Origin of the sequence: Streptomyces sp. NBC_00190, from assembly GCF_036203305.1 — a bacterium.
Lineage (GTDB): Bacteria > Actinomycetota > Actinomycetes > Streptomycetales > Streptomycetaceae > Streptomyces.
The window spans coordinates 1,829,915-1,845,734 of the sequence record NZ_CP108131.1 but is presented as its reverse complement, the minus strand read 5'-3'; the positions used below and the strand labels follow the sequence as shown (position 1 = coordinate 1,845,734).

17 protein-coding genes are annotated in these 15,820 nt (G+C 71.2%); 9 read left to right on the top strand and 8 right to left on the bottom strand.

Annotated elements, in window-relative coordinates; translation table 11 throughout:
- Positions 1 to 6: 6 nt before the first annotated feature.
- The 3 genes from OG429_RS09110 to OG429_RS09100 are packed head-to-tail and all read right to left on the bottom strand — an operon-like array spanning position 7 to position 2,792.
- Complete coding sequence (locus OG429_RS09110; RefSeq protein WP_405681449.1) at positions 7 to 702, bottom strand: L,D-transpeptidase family protein; 696 nt, start codon at positions 700 to 702, stop codon at positions 7 to 9.
- 6 nt (positions 703 to 708) lie between these two features.
- Positions 709 to 1,290, bottom strand: a complete 582-nt coding sequence (locus OG429_RS09105; RefSeq protein ID WP_328924794.1) for a pyridoxamine 5'-phosphate oxidase family protein — start codon at positions 1,288 to 1,290, stop codon at positions 709 to 711.
- Between the two features lie 5 nt (positions 1,291 to 1,295).
- Positions 1,296 to 2,792, bottom strand: a complete 1,497-nt coding sequence (locus OG429_RS09100; RefSeq protein WP_328924793.1) for a hypothetical protein — start codon at positions 2,790 to 2,792, stop codon at positions 1,296 to 1,298.
- A 262-nt stretch (positions 2,793 to 3,054) separates the two neighbouring features.
- Between OG429_RS09100 and argH the strand changes: the two genes are divergently transcribed.
- On the top strand, positions 3,055 to 4,482 hold the full coding sequence (gene argH, locus OG429_RS09095) for an argininosuccinate lyase (protein ID WP_328924792.1): 1,428 nt from the start codon (positions 3,055 to 3,057) through the stop codon (positions 4,480 to 4,482).
- Positions 4,483 to 4,548: 66 nt separating this feature from the next.
- On the opposite strand, the gene OG429_RS09090 is transcribed toward argH, so the two are convergent.
- Positions 4,549 to 4,968, bottom strand: a complete 420-nt coding sequence (locus OG429_RS09090) for a hypothetical protein (protein ID WP_328924791.1) — start codon at positions 4,966 to 4,968, stop codon at positions 4,549 to 4,551.
- A gap of 245 nt (positions 4,969 to 5,213) precedes the next feature.
- Positions 5,214 to 5,723, bottom strand: a complete 510-nt coding sequence (locus tag OG429_RS09085) for an HAD domain-containing protein (RefSeq protein WP_328924790.1) — start codon at positions 5,721 to 5,723, stop codon at positions 5,214 to 5,216.
- A gap of 89 nt (positions 5,724 to 5,812) precedes the next feature.
- Here OG429_RS09085 and OG429_RS09080 point away from each other — a divergent pair, with 89 nt between their 5' ends.
- The 3 genes from OG429_RS09080 (at position 5,813) to OG429_RS09070 (ending at position 9,450) form a co-directional block, all read left to right on the top strand.
- Positions 5,813 to 6,361, top strand: coding sequence for a TetR/AcrR family transcriptional regulator (locus OG429_RS09080; protein WP_328924789.1), 549 nt, complete (start codon positions 5,813 to 5,815; stop codon positions 6,359 to 6,361).
- Positions 6,361 to 7,905, top strand: a complete 1,545-nt coding sequence (locus OG429_RS09075; protein ID WP_328924788.1) for an MFS transporter — start codon at positions 6,361 to 6,363, stop codon at positions 7,903 to 7,905. The genes OG429_RS09080 and OG429_RS09075 overlap by 1 nt, the downstream gene beginning before the upstream one ends.
- A 69-nt stretch (positions 7,906 to 7,974) precedes the next feature.
- The gene (locus OG429_RS09070; RefSeq protein ID WP_328924787.1) at positions 7,975 to 9,450 is read left to right on the top strand and encodes a membrane-associated oxidoreductase; all 1,476 of its coding nucleotides are present in this window, start codon (positions 7,975 to 7,977) and stop codon (positions 9,448 to 9,450) included.
- Positions 9,451 to 9,457: 7 nt separating this feature from the next.
- On the opposite strand, the gene OG429_RS09065 is transcribed toward OG429_RS09070, so the two are convergent.
- On the bottom strand, positions 9,458 to 10,087 hold the full coding sequence (locus OG429_RS09065; RefSeq protein WP_328924786.1) for a lysophospholipid acyltransferase family protein: 630 nt from the start codon (positions 10,085 to 10,087) through the stop codon (positions 9,458 to 9,460).
- Positions 10,088 to 10,359: 272 nt separating this feature from the next.
- Here OG429_RS09065 and OG429_RS09060 point away from each other — a divergent pair, with 272 nt between their 5' ends.
- The 3 genes from OG429_RS09060 (at position 10,360) to OG429_RS09050 (ending at position 12,659) form a co-directional block, all read left to right on the top strand.
- The gene (locus OG429_RS09060) at positions 10,360 to 11,523 is read left to right on the top strand and encodes a glycerophosphodiester phosphodiesterase (protein WP_328924785.1); all 1,164 of its coding nucleotides are present in this window, start codon (positions 10,360 to 10,362) and stop codon (positions 11,521 to 11,523) included.
- 73 nt (positions 11,524 to 11,596) lie between these two features.
- Complete coding sequence (locus OG429_RS09055; protein ID WP_328924784.1) at positions 11,597 to 12,118, top strand: sigma-70 family RNA polymerase sigma factor; 522 nt, start codon at positions 11,597 to 11,599, stop codon at positions 12,116 to 12,118.
- Between the two features lie 37 nt (positions 12,119 to 12,155).
- Positions 12,156 to 12,659: a GNAT family N-acetyltransferase gene (locus tag OG429_RS09050; RefSeq protein ID WP_328924783.1), complete on the top strand. Its 504-nt coding sequence runs from the start codon at positions 12,156 to 12,158 to the stop codon at positions 12,657 to 12,659.
- A 13-nt stretch (positions 12,660 to 12,672) separates the two neighbouring features.
- Here OG429_RS09050 and OG429_RS09045 read toward each other — a convergent pair whose 3' ends face one another.
- Positions 12,673 to 13,068: a hypothetical protein gene (locus OG429_RS09045; protein WP_328930202.1), complete on the bottom strand. Its 396-nt coding sequence runs from the start codon at positions 13,066 to 13,068 to the stop codon at positions 12,673 to 12,675.
- Between the two features lie 13 nt (positions 13,069 to 13,081).
- Positions 13,082 to 13,450 carry a hypothetical protein gene (locus OG429_RS09040; protein WP_328924782.1) on the bottom strand — a complete coding sequence of 123 codons (369 nt, stop codon included), beginning with the start codon at positions 13,448 to 13,450 and terminating at the stop codon, positions 13,082 to 13,084.
- A gap of 563 nt (positions 13,451 to 14,013) precedes the next feature.
- On the opposite strand from OG429_RS09040, the gene OG429_RS09035 reads away from it, so the two are divergent.
- Both OG429_RS09035 and OG429_RS09030 read left to right on the top strand, forming a co-directional pair.
- Positions 14,014 to 15,078, top strand: coding sequence for a methionine ABC transporter ATP-binding protein (locus tag OG429_RS09035; protein ID WP_328924781.1), 1,065 nt, complete (start codon positions 14,014 to 14,016; stop codon positions 15,076 to 15,078).
- The gene (locus OG429_RS09030) at positions 15,075 to 15,743 is read left to right on the top strand and encodes a methionine ABC transporter permease (RefSeq protein WP_328924780.1); all 669 of its coding nucleotides are present in this window, start codon (positions 15,075 to 15,077) and stop codon (positions 15,741 to 15,743) included. Before OG429_RS09035 ends, OG429_RS09030 begins: the two co-directional genes overlap by 4 nt.
- The last annotated feature ends 77 nt before the right edge of the window (positions 15,744 to 15,820 follow it).

Here is a 15,820-nt window from a genome sequence, read left to right as displayed (position 1 = left end):
TCCCGGCTAGTACCGGGTCACGTCCAGGGCCCCGGACCAGGTGCCGATCGCGATGTGGGGGTGGCGGCGCGGGTTCGCCCAGCGCAGGATCTCCCGCATCGCCCTCTCCGGTACGGATACGCAACCGGCCGTCGCGCCCTTGCCGTTGACGTGCAGGAAGATTCCCGCGCCCCGGCCGCGTACGGGCTCGGCGTAGTTGAAGGCGATGAGCAGCGCGTGCGCGTACTGCTTCTCGTACGTCACCAGGTGCTCGGCCTCGCCCGGCGCGCAGTCCGCGGGCAGCGTCTCCACCCAGCGGTTGTAGCTGGCGGACGCGTTGTCCTGGCACCACCACGAACGGTCCGTCACCCGCCGGTAGCGGTACTCCGTTCCGGCCGGTGCGCGCCGGATCCCGAAGGCGTACGGCAGTTCGTACAGGCCCGTCGGCGTGGTGTTCGTGCCCTGGGTCCGGGTCGCGCCCTCGGTCAGTCCGTTCGCCCCGAAGCGGGCGTCCGCGCTCCCGGCCTCGTACCACCGCCCCGCCCGCCGGTCCCACCAGGTCAGCCGACCGGTCGTGGAGCCGGGAGCGGGTGCGACGGCCGTGATCAGCTGGCTTCCGCCGCCGGTGTCGGCGAGACGGGCGGGCAGCGGGGGATGGTTCTCAATGCCCTGCGGGAGCAGGGCGGTGACGATCGTTACGCCGGTGACGAGAGCGGTACGCAGCACATATCAGACGGTACGGGGCGGAAGGGGCAGAGGCAGCGCAGGCAGGCCGTCGAGGCTCGTCCCGATGAAGTCCTTCTTCTCGCAGTACTCGGCGAACTCCTCGTCCGTCTTGCGGCCGAAGTACTCCGCGTGGAGGGTGCGCTCGCCCTGGTACTCCATCAAGGGGACGGCGTACCCGCACACATCGGCGATCCGGCGGGCGTGGACGACGATGACCGCGCGGGCGGACGGCCCGTCGGCCTCGCCGAACAGGGCGATCAGTTCGCCCCAGCGGGGGTCGTCGCGGAAGACCGCCTCGCCCTCGCCGTGTATGCGCACGATGTTGGGCGGGCCGGAGAACGCGCACCACATCAGGGTGATCCGGCCGTTCTCGCGGACGTGCGCGATGGTCTCGGCGCCGCTGCCGCCGAAGTCCAGGTAGGCGAGGGTCTGCTCGTCGATGACGACGAGGGTGCCGGCGCGGCCCTTGGGTGACAGGTTGACGTGCCCGTCACCCGCGAGCGGGGCGGTCGCGGTGAAGAAGACCGGCTGCTCCTCGATGAAGGCGCGCAGCCGGCCGTCTATGCGTTCGTATTGCTTTCCCATGAAGATCAGTATCCGCTCATGCCGCATTCCGCACGGGGAATTGCGAGCTGCGAGCGCATCCATCGGATGGCGTAGCCGCTGGCCAGCCCCGTGCAACGGTCCAGCAGGGCGCCGACCTCCGGGTCACCGGCCGGCAGGCGCATCGGCCCGTACGTGGGCCACAGGCCCTGTATGTGCTGCGCGGCGAGGTGCCGCAGTCCCGGGTCCGTGACCGCCTGCAGCTCCACGGCGGCCCGCAGCCACGCCACACCACCCTGCGCGTACAGCAGCCGGTACGCGGCCCGGCGGGTGTGGAGCGGCTGCTCGGGAGCGGTGCGGGCCAGCAGCCAGTCGGCGGGCAGCCGCCCGGCCTCGGAGCGCAGGCTCAGGGAGACCTCGCGGGCCACGGCGGGCGACGGGTCGTCCAGCAGCGGCCGCAGCAGGTCGTGGTCGGTGGCGTCCATCAGCCGCAGCCCGCCCACTGCGGCGGCTCGCACCGCACCGGCGGGGTGCTCCAGCAGCGCGCGCAGCAGCGGCGCGTCCGCGGGCCCGGCGCACTCGGCGAAGCCGGTCACGGCGTTCGGGGTCACCCGAGCCGGGTCCTCCAGCAGCGCGCGGGTGACGGCGTACGGGTCGTCGCCGCCCTGCCGGACCAGCCAGCGGGCGCACGCCCGGACCGTGCCGGACCGGTCGGCGAGGTGGTCCACGGCCTCCGCCGCCCGGCCAGCCCGGCGCAGGGCGGTGACCCCGCCGGCCCGGACCGGCGGAAAGTGCCCGGCGAGGAGGTCGTCGATCGCCGCGCCGTCCGGCCCGTCGGCGGCCATGGCCGCCAGGGCGGCGTCCACCCAGATCCGGCTCGTCACCGGGTCCCGCTCGTCGCGGGCCCGCGCGGCGAGCTCCCGTACGCCGGTCCGGCCGGCCTCCGACGTCAGCCGGGCGGCGAACCGCCGGGCCGGCAGGTCGGCCCGCAGGCACAGGAGGTTCAGGATGGAGTCACGCTGCTCGCTGGTCAGCGAATTCAGGCTCCACGTCGTCGATGCCCGCCCGGGGCGCCACCACGCGGCGAGCAAGGAGTACCGGCCGCTCACGGCGGCCTCCAGCTGCTCCACCGCCCAGGCGCCGTGCTCGCGCCGGCCGAGGCGGAGGATCAGCGGGGCGAGCGTGACCAGTGTGCTGACGGGGTCGCGGGCCACGATCCTGCCGAGCACGCGCCGGGCGCGGTTGCGTACGGCCGGGACCCAGTCGGCGCACCGGATCACGACGAGGTGCGCCGGCGGGCGCCGCCACGCGCTCAGCGCGGACTCGCGGATCCGTCCGTCGGGGTCGCACAGGCGGGCCTCGATCCGATTGCTCGGCAGGGCCCCGCCGAGCCGGGAGCGGTCACGCCGTACGTCCTTGTCGAAGGCGGTCCAGGCCTCCGGCCCGCTCCGGAAGAGCATGCGGACGGCGACATCGGGGTCCCTTCTCAGCAGGATCGCCACCGCGGCCCGCCCCCGCTCCGCGTCCCGTCGCAAGTCCCACATGTGCCCTCCCCGGATGTCTGCCGCTGATCGTAGGCGGCCGCCACGGGCGGCGCCCTCGATATACGAGCTGGTCAGGAGCGCGGTGGCGACTTCGATTGACGAAACATACGGAGTACTGCATAGTTATGCCTGCGACCCTGTGCGGCGGCCCCGCCGTCGTCACCGGCACCGAGCACGTAGTGCGAATGCGGCCTCCCCGTTACCTCCGCGGCGGGGAGGCCGTTGCACACCCGAAGCCATGCAGTCTTGAGGAGCAGTAGCTGTGAGCAGCAACAACGGTGACGTCCGGCTCTGGGGCGGCCGCTTTGCCGACGGCCCGGCCGAGGCCCTCGCGAAGCTGTCCGCGTCGGTCCACTTCGACTGGCGCCTCGCGCCGTACGACATCGCGGGCTCCCGCGCGCACGCCCGAGTGCTGCACAAGGCCGGCCTGCTCACCCACGACGAGCTCGAACGCATGATCGCCGGCCTCGACCAGCTCGAAGCCGATGTGGCGAGCGGGTCCTTCACCGGGACCATCGCCGACGAGGACGTGCACACCGCGCTGGAACGCGGCCTGCTGGAGCGGCTCGGCCCCGACCTCGGCGGCAAGCTGCGGGCCGGCCGGTCCCGCAACGACCAGGTGGCCACCCTCTTCCGGATGTACCTGCGCGACCACGCCCGGATCATCGGCGGGCTGGTCGCCGACCTCCAGGACGCGCTGGTCGGCCTCGCCGAGAGCCACGCGGACGTGGCGATGCCCGGCCGGACCCACCTCCAGCACGCGCAGCCGGTGCTCTTCGCGCACCACGTACTGGCCCACGTGCAGTCCCTGTCCCGGGACGCGGAGCGGCTGCGGCAGTGGGACACCCGCACGGCGGTCTCCCCGTACGGTTCGGGGGCCCTTGCCGGCTCCTCGCTGGGCCTGGACCCGGAGGCGGTCGCCGCCGACCTGGGCTTCGAGCGGGGGTCGGTCGGCAATTCGATCGACGGCACGGCCTCGCGCGACTTCGTCGCCGAGTTCGCCTTCGTCACCGCGATGATCGGGATCAACCTGTCCCGGATCGCGGAGGAGATCATCATCTGGAACACGAAGGAGTTCTCCTTCGTGACCCTGCACGACGCCTTCTCCACCGGGTCGTCGATCATGCCGCAGAAGAAGAATCCGGACATCGCGGAGCTGGCGCGCGGCAAGTCGGGACGCCTCATCGGCAACCTGACCGGCCTGCTCGCCACCCTCAAGGCGCTGCCGCTGGCGTACAACCGGGACCTCCAGGAGGACAAGGAGCCCGTCTTCGACTCCTGCGACACCCTTGAGGTCCTGCTGCCGGCCTTCACCGGGATGATGGCCACCCTGACGGTCAACCGCGAGCGGATGGAAGAGCTGGCTCCGGCGGGCTTCTCGCTCGCCACCGACATCGCGGAGTGGCTGGTCAAGCAGGGTGTGCCGTTCCGGGTGGCGCACGAGGTGGCCGGCGAGTGCGTCAAGGTGTGCGAGGTGCTCGGGATCGAGCTGGACGAGCTGACGGACGAGCAGTTCGCCAAGATCTCGGAGCACCTGACCCCCGAGGTCCGGACCGTCCTGAACGTCAAGGGCGCGCTGGCGTCGCGGAGCGGCCGCGGCGGCACCGCCCCGTCGGCGGTCGCCGTCCAGCTGACCGAGCTGAAGGCGGACCTGGTCATCCAGCACGCCTGGGCGATCCACAAGCAGTAGCCGACGCGCCCGCAGGGGCGGTACGGGCCCGCACGGCCCGTACCGCCCCTGCGGCGTGTGCGGGGATCAGCAGACGACGGTGATCGAGAACGGCCGGTCGCTGTCGACGGCCGCGGTGCCGCCCGCGGACGGCGTCGCGGTGCGGATGAAGAGGGTGTTCCCGTTCACCTGGCCGACCAGAATGGACGAGCTGCCCGGCCCGGGGTCGTTCCCGCCGTTGGTGTTGATCGTGCCCAGGAGCGCGCACCCGTTGAGGCCGGACGAAGTCGTGATGTTGTAGCGGCCGATGCCGAACTTGTTGATCCCGGTGATGCCCTGCCCGCCCAGCACTTGTCCGTTCGCGGCGACCTTGGCCCAGGCGGTGGTGGTCGCGGCGGCGCGCGCCGCCTCCCTCGGCTCGGCCGAGGCCGACGAGACGGCGACCGCACCCCCGACGGTGAGTGCGAGCGCGGTGATCCCTACGGCCAGCTTCCTTGACCCGTTCATGGTTCTCTCCCTGCCGAAGACGGATTCGGTACGGGTGAACCCATCCCGGGAAAGGGCTCACTGCTGATGAGGTTCCTCCTCGCCGCGACGCCGAGGAAGATCTTCCGGGGGCTGTCACCCCAATTGATCAGAGCGCCGCGTGCGAGGCGCATTCGTTCGATGGGCTATTTCCTGACCCGCCTCGTTGACGCGCAGGCATCAACACCTCGATCACGGGTAGTCATGATCGAATCACGCTCGGTTGCTCAAGCCGCCCAGTCCGCCAGCCTGTCGAAGTCCGCCCGGGTCAGCCCGATCCGCTCGTCGATCCGCATGAGCAGCGCCCGCGCCGGGTGCAGCTGGTCGACGTACTCGTGGTCCATGGCCGTGATGTCGTCGTCGATCCAGGCGAAGGGCCGGGAGTCCGCGTACTCCAGGACGTACTGCGTCTTCCAGAACGTGCCGCGCGGCGCCCGGCCGTGCATCGACGGCCAGTCGATGAAGGGGAGCCGCGGCAGGCCCAGGTGGGGCCCTATCCAGTCGTTCGCCTCGTCCTTCCAGGTGGTGGCCCAGACCAGCTCGTACGCGTCCGCCAGCGCGAGCAGCTCCGCGCCGTGGGCGGGATTCAGCCAGACCCGCAACGGCTTCGCACTCTCCGCCTCCCTCCAGCCCGTCGGTCGCATGCGGTGGGTGGTGTACCCCTCGGGGCGGCGCTGGGGCTTGGCCGCGTAGGGGTTCAGTGGTCCGTCGACATCGATCAGCAGCAGTGGCTTCATCGGCTCAGATTCCCTTCCGGCTGCCCATGAAGCAGCCTATTTTTCGCGAGAATGAGACACTGGCGTCTCATTCGGGGTATGTTTGTCTCATGGCCATGGATCGTGACCAGGTGCTCCGCGACGCGGCCGCCCTGCTTTCCCGCAAGTCGACCGCCACGATGGACGAGGTCGCCCGCGCCGCCGGAATCGGGCGCGCGACCCTCCACCGGCACTTCGCCGGGCGCGACGCCCTCGTACGGGCCCTCGAAGAACTCGGCATCCGGGAGTTCGAGGTCGCCTTCGACAACGCCCGCCTGGACGAGGGGAGCGCGGTCGACGCGCTGCGCCGGCTCGTGGCGGAGGCCGAGCCCAATGCCGAGCTGCTGGCCTTCCTCGTCACCGAGAACCAGCTGTTCGAAGGCGACCAGGTCAACGAGGGATGGGCCCGCCTCGACGCCCGCGTCGGCGCGCTCTTCCGGCGCGGCCAGGCCGAGGGTGACATCCGGATCGACCTGAGCCCCGCCTGGCTCACCGAGGCCCTCTACGGCCTCATCGGCACCTGCGCCTGGGCCGTCATGGACGGCCGGGTCGCGGCCAAGGACTTTCAGTACATGATCATCGAGCTGCTGCTCGGTGGCGCGCGACGGAGTGTGGAGTGATGAGCAGTACCGAACAGCTCAAGGCGCAGACGGGGGTGGAGGGGAGGAGCCCCGGGCGCTGGCTGGCGCTCTCCGTGCTCGTGCTGGCCGTGCTGCTGGTCGCGGTGGACGCCACCGTACTCGGTCTCGCCACCCCGTCCCTTTCCGAGGACCTGGAGCCCTCCGGCACCCAGCTCCTGTGGATCGGCGACATCTACTCCTTCGTCATCGCCGGACTGCTCGTCTCCATGGGCTCCCTCGGCGACCGCATCGGGCGCAAGAAGCTGCTGCTGGCCGGTGCCACGGCCTTCGGCGCCGTCTCCGTCCTGAGCGCCTACGCGACCAGCCCCGAGATGATGATCGTCGCCCGGGCCCTGCTCGGCGTGGCCGGCGCGACCCTGATGCCGTCCACCCTCGCGCTGATCCGCAACATCTTCCACGACCCCAAGGAGCGCAGCCTCGCCATCGGCATCTGGGGCGCCACCGCCTCCGCCGGCGCCGCCGTGGGCCCGGTCGTCGGCGGGGCCCTGCTCCAGCACTTCTGGTGGGGCTCGGTCTTCCTCATCAACCTGCCCGTGATGATCGTCCTGGTCCTCGTCGGCATCAAGCTGCTGCCCGAGTCGAAGAACCCGGTCGCCGGACCCTGGGACCTGGTCAGCGTCGGCCTGTCGCTCATAGGCGTCATCGGCGTCGTGTACGCCGTCAAGGAAGTCGCCACCCACGGCGCGACCTGGGGCGTCTGGGCCGCCGCCGTCATCGGCGCCGGGTGCCTGTACGCCTTCGTGCGCCGCCAGTTCACCCTGCCGTCCCCGCTCCTCGACATGCGGCTCTTCAAGCACCGCGGCTTCTCCGGCGCGGTCCTGGCCGACCTGCTCACCGTCTTCGGCCTCTCCGGGCTGGTCTTCTTCCTCTCCCAGTTCCTCCAGCTCGTACAGGGCCGCGACCCGCTGGAGGCGGGCCTGGCCGAACTGCCCGCCGCCATCGGTGCGGTGGTCACCGGTCTGGTCGCCGGGCGGTACGCCCGCCGGCACTCCGTACGGTCCGTCGTCGCCGGCGGCCTCGCCGCCATCGGCCTGGCCCTCGGCGTGCTCACCGTGATCCACAAGGAGACCGGCTACCCGCTGCTCGGCGCGGCCCTGCTCGTCGTCGGCCTCGGCGCCGGCTTCTCCTTCACCGTCACGGCCGACGTCATCCTCTCCAGCGTGCCCAAGGAACAGGCCGGTTCGGCCTCCGCCGTCTCCGAGACGGCGTACGAACTCGGCGCCGCCCTCGGCATCGCCCTGCTCGGCTCCATCGTGACCGGCGTCTACCAGGGCTTCACCGCCCCGGACTCCGTCGCCGCACCCGTCGCCGACGCCGCCCACGAATCCCTCGGCGGGGCCGTCGACGCGGCCACGTCACTGGATCCGCACGCCGCCGAGGTGATGGTCGGCGCCGCCCAGGACGCTTTCGTGGACGGGCTGCGGCTCGCCTCCGGCGTCGGCGCGGCCGTGCTGCTGGCCACCGCCGCGGCTGCCTGGTTCCTACTCAGGGGCCAGAAGCTCCAGGGCGGCGTCGAGCACTGACGTCCCGCCAGGGGGTGCTGTCCCGAACGGAGTTGACAGTCCGTCGGACCCCGGGACACCATCCCGGCGATGGAGATCAACGATCTGACCCCGGCCGAACGCCGCGTATGGGACGCCTTCCCGCGCGGTGAGCGCGTCGATTTCCGGGACGACCCGGAGGAGAACGGCGCCGCCGGTGCCGGATGGGGGCCCGAGCGGACCGTACGCGCCGAGGTGCTCACCGCCCTGCTGCTGGGCCGGCACCGGGCCGAGGGGCAGGTCGCCGGACTCAACGTCCGGGGCGCCAGGATCACCGGCAAGCTCGACCTCATGTACGCCGTCGTCGAGCACCCGATCCGGCTGCGCGCGTGCTGGTTCGAGCGCAAACCCAACGTCTACGGGGCCCAGCTGCGCGCCCTGACCCTGAACGACTCGACGCTGCCCGGACTGAGCGGCGCGACCGTCCGCGTCGACGTCGCGCTGCGGCTGTCCTGCTGCCGGATCACCGGACCGGTCCGGCTCGCGGGAGCCCGGATAGCCGGAGGCCTCTTCCTCCGAAGGGCCGTCATCGGGAGCTCCGGCACCGGCGAGGCGGACCAGGAGCCCCCGCTCCAGGTCAGCCACGCCGACATCGGCACCGACGTCATCGCCATGGAGCTCACCGTCCATGGCCAGACCCGCATCAACGGCACCACGGTCGGCGGCCAGATCAACCTCAACGACGCCCGCCTGCTGGCCCCCGGCGGCATCGCACTGCACGCCGAGAACCTGACCGTCGGCACCGACGTGCGGGGTCACCGGCTGGAGGCCCGCGGCACGTTCAACCTGACGGGATCCCGCATTCCGGGCCAGCTCTACCTCGGGCGCGCCGCGTTCACCAACCCCGACGGGGTCGCCCTGCGCGCGTCCAGCTGCGCGATCGGCGAGGTGTGGCTGAGCTCCTGCGACACCATCCAGGGCGTCGTGAGCCTGCGCCGCTCGCAGTTCGACCTGCTGCACATAGCGCCCGACACCTGGCCCGCGCAGATCCGCATCGACGGCCTCAGCTACCGCACCCTGGCCCCGCACCTGCCCGCCGAGCAGCGGCTGCCCGTCCTGGAGCGCGAGGAGTCGGGCTACCTCGGGTACGCCTACGAGCAGCTCGCGGCGGCCTACCGTACGGCCGGCGACGAGGCGGCCGCCCGGACCGTGCAGCTCGCCAAGCTGCGCCGGCACCGCCGCACCCTGCCCCGGCACGCCAGGGTCTGGGGGCTGCTCCAGGACGTCACGGTCGGCTACGGCTTCCGGCCGCTGCGCGCGGCCGGCTGGCTGCTGGCGCTCGTGCTCGTCGGCTCGATCGCCTACGGGCTGCACGCGCCCCGGCCGCTGAAGGCGGGGGAGGCGCCCGACTTCAACGCCGTCTTCTACACGATCGACCTGATGCTGCCGATCATCGGCTTCGGGCAGGAGTCGGCCTTCGCGCCGAGTGGCTGGTACCAGTGGCTGTCGTACCTGCTGATCGTGACCGGCTGGGTCCTCGCCACCACGACGGCGGCGGGCGTCAGCCGGTCACTCCAGCGCCAGTGAAACGGCTTCAGGCAGCCTTGGCCTTGGTGGCGTACATGTCCACGTACTCCTGGCCCGAGAGGCGCATGACCTCGGCCATCACCGAGTCGGTGACCGCGCGCAGCACGTACCGGTCGCGGTCCATGCCCTCGTAGCGGGAGAACTCCATCGGCTCGCCGAAGCGGACGGTGACCCGGCCCGGGCGCGGCATCCCGGCGCCGCCGGGCTGGAGCTTGTCGGTGCCGATCACCGCGAACGGGACCACGGGGGCGCCGGTCATCAGGGTCAGCCGGGCGATGCCGGTGCGGCCGCGGTAGAGGCGGCCGTCGGGGGAGCGGGTGCCCTCCGGGTAGATGCCGAAGATCTTGCCCTCTTCGAGGATCCGGCGCCCGGTCATCAGGGCCGCGACCCCGCCGTTGGCCCCGTCGCGGTCGACGGGGATCATGCCGGAGCCCGTGAAGAACCAGGCCATCGCGCGGCCCTTGATGCCCTTCCCCGTCACGTACTCGTCCTTGCCGATGAAGTGGACCGTGCGGTCGCACACCAGCGGAAGGATCATGGAGTCGATGAAGGTGAGGTGGTTGCCCGCCAAAATCACCGGTCCGGTGCCCGGAATGTTCTCGATGCCCTCCACACGGGTGCGGAACATCAGGCGCATGACCGGTCCGACAGTGGCTTTGATGAGGCGCGTACGGAACAACGTGGGCCCTCCGGCATCGAAAAGCGGTTCTCGCACCCACCACAGAGCGGTAGTGCAGGTGAGGACGATACTCGCGGGTCAGCTCTGATCGCACATCGGGTTCACGAGATGGATACGCAGTGTTGACCTGTGTTTGCGCCATGTTCCCTGCGCGCTGGCCCTGCCGACATCCCCTTTTGCCTACGATCGCCACGCAGATCCGGGCCTTTTCGTAACGGGGAGTGGCAGTCATGACACAGGGTGGGGCAGCGCGGCGCACGGTCCTGGGGGCCGCGGTCCTGGCGGCCGGAACCGGGATCACCGGGCTGGCGGCGGGCACCGCCGCGGCCTCGGAGGCCGGCCACGGCGACGGGGGCTACCGGGACCTCCCCTACCCCACGGTGATCGGCCACCGCGGGGCCAGCGGCTACCGGCCGGAGCACACGCTCGGCTCCTACCAGCTCGCCCTCGACCTGGGCGCCGATGTCATCGAGCAGGACCTGGTCCCGACCCGGGACGGGCACCTGGTGTGCCGCCACGAGAACGAGATCGGCGGCACCACCGACGTCCCCGACCACCCCGAGTTCGCCTCCCGGCGCACCACCAAGTCCGTGGACGGCGTTTCCGTCACCGGCTGGTTCACCGAGGACTTCACCCTCGCCGAGCTCAAGACCCTGCGCGCGAAGGAACGTATCCCCGCCGTCCGCCAGCGCAACACGCTCTACGACGGCCAGTGGGCGGTGCCCACCTTCGAGGAGGTCCTGCGCTGGGCCAACCGGGAGAGCCGCCGGCGCGACCGGCAGGTCTGGCTGCACGTGGAGACCAAGCACCCCAGCTACTTCCGGGCACTGGGCCTCGGCCTGGAGGAGCCCCTCGCCACACTGCTGCGCCGCTACGGCCGCGACCGCCGCGATTCGGCCGTGTTCCTCCAGTCCTTCGAGCCCTCCAGCATCCAGCGGCTCTCCCGGCTGGTCTCGGCGCCCCGCGTGGTCCTGCTCTCCGCCGCGGGCACCCGCCCCTGGGACTTCGAACAGGCCAAGGACCCGCGTACGGTCGCGGACCTGGTCAAGCCCGAGGGGCTGCGCTGGATCGCGGGCTTCGCCCAGGGCATCGGCCCGACCATGGACCTGATCCTCCCGCGCGACGCGGCCGGCAAGCTCGGTGCCCCGACCACCCTGGTCAAGGACGCCCACGCCCACGGGCTCGTGCTGCACCCCTACACCGCGCGCAACGAGAACAGCTTCCTGCCGGCCGACTTCCGCAAGGGCACGGATCCGGCCGCGTACGGGGACGCCTTCGGCGCCTTCCGGACGTACTTCGAACAGGGCATCGACGGCATCTTCACGGACAACCCGGACACCGGGCTGCTCGCGGCGGAAGCCTTCCGCCCGGGCCGACGCCCCGTCAACCGCTGAACGGACCTTCCCGAACGAGTGGGCCGGGCCCGGCGGGGAAACCGCCGGGCCCGGCCCACTCGTCCCGCCCGGCATGGACCTGCTGAAGGCTGACCTCTTTGAGAAGCTCGGCCCGCTGCTCTCCGCGGAGGCCGCCGCGGAGGCCCCGGGCACCGGAGAAGACGCGGCCGACCTGGAACAAGCCGTCTGGGTCAGGCTGCTGGAGAGCGGCCCCCGCGACCCGGACCCCGACGGCCGCGCGCGCTGGCTGCGCCGGGCGGTGCGCGCCGAGGCCCGGCTCGCCCGGCGGCGCGCCCGGCGCGAGATCCCGTACGGCGCGACCCCCGCGGACGGGGCCGGCGAACCGGAGGACGCGCTCCTGCACGGTGAGGCGAACCGGGCCCTCCGGTCGGCGGTCGCCCGATTGCCCGGACGCTGCCCGGAGCTGATGAAGGCACTTCTTTCGCCCAGGGACCTCACTTACCGTGAAATCGCAGGAGAGTTGGGTATCTCACAAGGAAGTTTGGGGCCCGTCCGTTCCCGTTGCCTGGGATGTCTGCGCAGAATGCTGGCTGCAGAGGTTGCGGCTCCTGGCCTTTGGGGAAGGGAGCGGTAGACCAACGGGCAACCAGGTGAGCGGGAGGCATGCGCACATGGGCATGAGCGTGACCATTTCGGCGGCGGCTGCCGAGGACGCTGAGCAGATCTTCAAGCTGCAGTACCTGGCCTTCCAGCGGGAGGCCGAGCTCTACGGCAACTACCTCATCCAGCCGCTCACCCAGTCCCTGGACTCCCTCAAGGGTGAACTGGCGACGGACACCGTGCTGGTGGCCCGGCTCGGCGACGAGGTCGTCGGCACCGTGCGCGGCAGCGTCGACGAGGACGGCACCGGGAAGATCGCCAAGCTGTGCGTGCACCCCCGGCTGCAGGGCCACGGTCTCGGCGCGCGCCTGCTGCGCGCGGTCGAGGAGGCACTCGCGGGCGACACCGCCACCACCCGCTTCCGCCTGCACACCGGGCACAAGAGCGAGTCCAACCTGCGGCTCTACCGCAAGGCCGGCTACACCCAGGTCGGCGGCCGCACGGCCTCCGACGGCGTGCGGCTGGTGATCCTGGAGAAGGAAGCCAAGGACACCGACTTCGCGGTCAGCGCCTGACTCTCCTCGGCCTTCAGCCCTTCTTGCGCAGCCAGAGCATCCCGGTGATCGGCAGGATCACCGGGATGAACAGGTAGCCCATCCCGAAGTCCGACCACACGGTCGCGTCGGGGAAGGCATCGGGGCGCACCAGGGTCCAGGTGCCCACCGTCAGGACGCCGGCCAGCTCGGCGGCGCAGCACCAGAGCGCCGCCCTGCGGGCCGCCTCCCCGCCGCGCACCAGCGAGTACGTGATGAACGCGTAGACCAGCGCCGCCACGGCGGACAGCGAGTACGCCAGCGGCGCCCGGTCGAACTCGGTGGAGATCTGGTAGGCCGATCGCGAGACCGCGCCCACCACCATCACCCCGTACAGCCACACCAGGAGCAGCCCCGGCCCGGAGACGAGCCGCTTGCGTCCGGCGGGCATGGCGGTCGTCGTGTCAGGCACCGGCGGTTCCCCAGATGTCGTAGAGCCGTACTTCGAGGACGGCGAGGACGACCGCGCCCGCGGCCACCGTCACCGAGCCCCACTTGGTCCGCTCGGTCAGCGAGAGCATCCCGGCGGCCGGTACCGCCGCGAAGGCGCCCACCAGGTAGGCCACGAAGATCACCGTGCCCTCGTCGGGCTTCTCGCCCCGGGCCAGCATGACCAGGCCGATCACCAGCTGGGCCAGGACCAGCACGGTCACCACGGCCATGCCGATGAAGTGCCAGTCCTTGGTCGGCTGGTCCCGCCATGCGGCGTGGCCGCACCAGGCGGCGAGGGCGAGTGCGGCCACGCCTATGGCGACCGTCAGGGCGTCGAGCATGCAGCGAGGGTATTACGGGCCGAAAGACCCGATGCGCGCACCCTCCCCGCTCGCCGCGACGGCCGCACGCGACCGTCGTGGTCTTGACCACAGTGCACACCTGCGCCGCACTCGGCGCGGACGTGACCCTACGGGAGCTGCCGGACGCGTCCGTGCAGGTCGGCACGGTGATCCGGCCCTCGGGAGGGGCGGCCGGGTCGACCGCTGCCGTCCGGTATGCGGGCGAATTCCGTCCGCTATCCGGACAGCGTTGATCGGTGAAGCGACATGTCTGCTTTACTTGGGCCCATGACCACGACGAGCTGCCGCACCCTTGCGACCGAGGCGACGATGACGCCCGGTGCTCGTTGTATGTGTCGAATGCGCGCCTTCTGAGGGCCCCTTCCGCACGCCTCGCGCCCCGAAGCGAGACCGGCCGAGCCTGTCCAACCGCCTTGGACCGCTCCTGCCCCGCGCCGCGCCGAGACCGCTGAATCATCCGGTTTCGACCCGTATCGCGTCCCCAGATCTTTGCCCCGTGCCCGGCACCGCTTTGCCGTGCACTCGACAGCGACGGAATTCCTGTGATCACCACATCGGGCCTCACGAAGGTCTACCAGTCCCGTGGCCGCGAGGTCACCGCCCTGGACGGCGTGGACCTCCACGTCCGCGAGGGCGAGGTCTACGGAGTCATCGGCCAGAGCGGCGCCGGCAAGTCCTCCCTGATCCGCTGCGTGAACCTGCTGGAGCGCCCCACCACCGGCACCGTGAGCGTCGACGGGGTCGACCTCACCGCGCTGGCGGGCCGCGGCCGCCGCGCCGGCAAGGAGCTCCGCGAGGCCCGCAGCCGTATCGGCATGGTCTTCCAGCATTTCAACCTGCTGTCCTCGCGCACCGTCCAGGGCAACATCGAGCTGCCCCTGGAGATCCTCGGCGTCTCCGGCCGCGAGCGCTCCCGCAAGGCCCTGGAACTCCTCGACCTGGTCGGCCTCGCCGACAAGGCCAAGGCCTACCCCACCCAGCTCTCCGGCGGTCAGAAGCAGCGCGTCGGCATCGCCCGCGCCCTGGCCGGCGACCCCAAGGTGCTGCTCTCCGACGAGGCCACCAGCGCGCTGGACCCCGAGACCACCCGCTCCATCCTCCAGCTGCTGCGCGACCTCAACCAGCAGCTCGGCCTCACCGTTCTGCTCATCACGCACGAGATGGACGTGGTCAAGTCCGTCTGCGACTCGGCCGCCCTGATGAAGCGAGGCCGGATCGTCGAGTCCGGCACCGTCGCCCAACTGCTCGCCACCCCCGGCTCCGAGCTCGCCGGTGAACTCTTCCCCGTCACCGGCGCCGCCACCGGCCCCGACCGCACCGTCGTCGACGTCACCTTCCACGGTGACGCCGCCGCCCAGCCGGTCATCTCGCAGCTCTCGCGCACGTACAACATCGACATCTCGATCCTCGGCGCCGCGATGGACACCGTCGCGGGCCGCCAGATCGGCCGCATGCGCATCGAACTGCCGGGCCGCTACGAGGACAACGTCGTGCCCGTCGGCTTCCTGCGCGAGCAGGGCCTCCAGGTGGACGTCGTCGAGGAAGAGGACGCCGCCGACACGATCGAGAACGAACTGGCCGCACTGGTCAAGGATGGTGCCAAGTGACCTGGTCCGAGATGCAGCCCCTGCTCACCCAGGGCACGTACGACACCCTCTACATGGTGCTGTGGTCGACCCTGGTGACCGTCCTGGGCGGACTGCCCATCGGCATCCTGCTGGTCCTCACCGACAAGGGCGGCCTCCTCCAGAACCGGCCGCTCAACAAGGTCCTGGGCGTGATCGTGAACATAGGCCGCTCGCTGCCGTTCATCATCCTGCTCATCTTCCTGATCCCGGTCACCACCGCGGTCGTGGGCACCTTCATCGGCCCCACCGCCATGATCGTCCCGCTCGCCATCGGCGCCGTCCCCTTCTTCGCCCGGCTCGTCGAGACCGCCGTCCGCGAGGTGGACCACGGCCTGATCGAGGCCGTCGAGTCCATGGGCGGCGGCATCCCCACCCTCGTCGGCAAGGTGCTCCTCCCGCAGGCCCTGCCGTCCCTCGTCGCCGGAGTCACCACCACCGTCATCACCCTGGTCGGCTACTCCGCCATGGCCGGCGCGGTCGGCGGCGAAGGCCTCGGATCCAAGGCCATCACCTACGGCTTCCAGCGCTTCGAGACCGGCTTCATGGTCGCCACCGTCGTCGTCCTGGTCGCCATCGTCACGGTGATCCAGCTCCTCGGCGACGGTGCGGTCCGCCTCCTGGCCCGCCGCGGCAGGACAGCCTGAACAGCCCTCGGGCCCACCAGACCTCCCCCCCTCAAGAAAGCCCGCACTTGTCGTGCTTGGGCCACCACCCGGTAAAT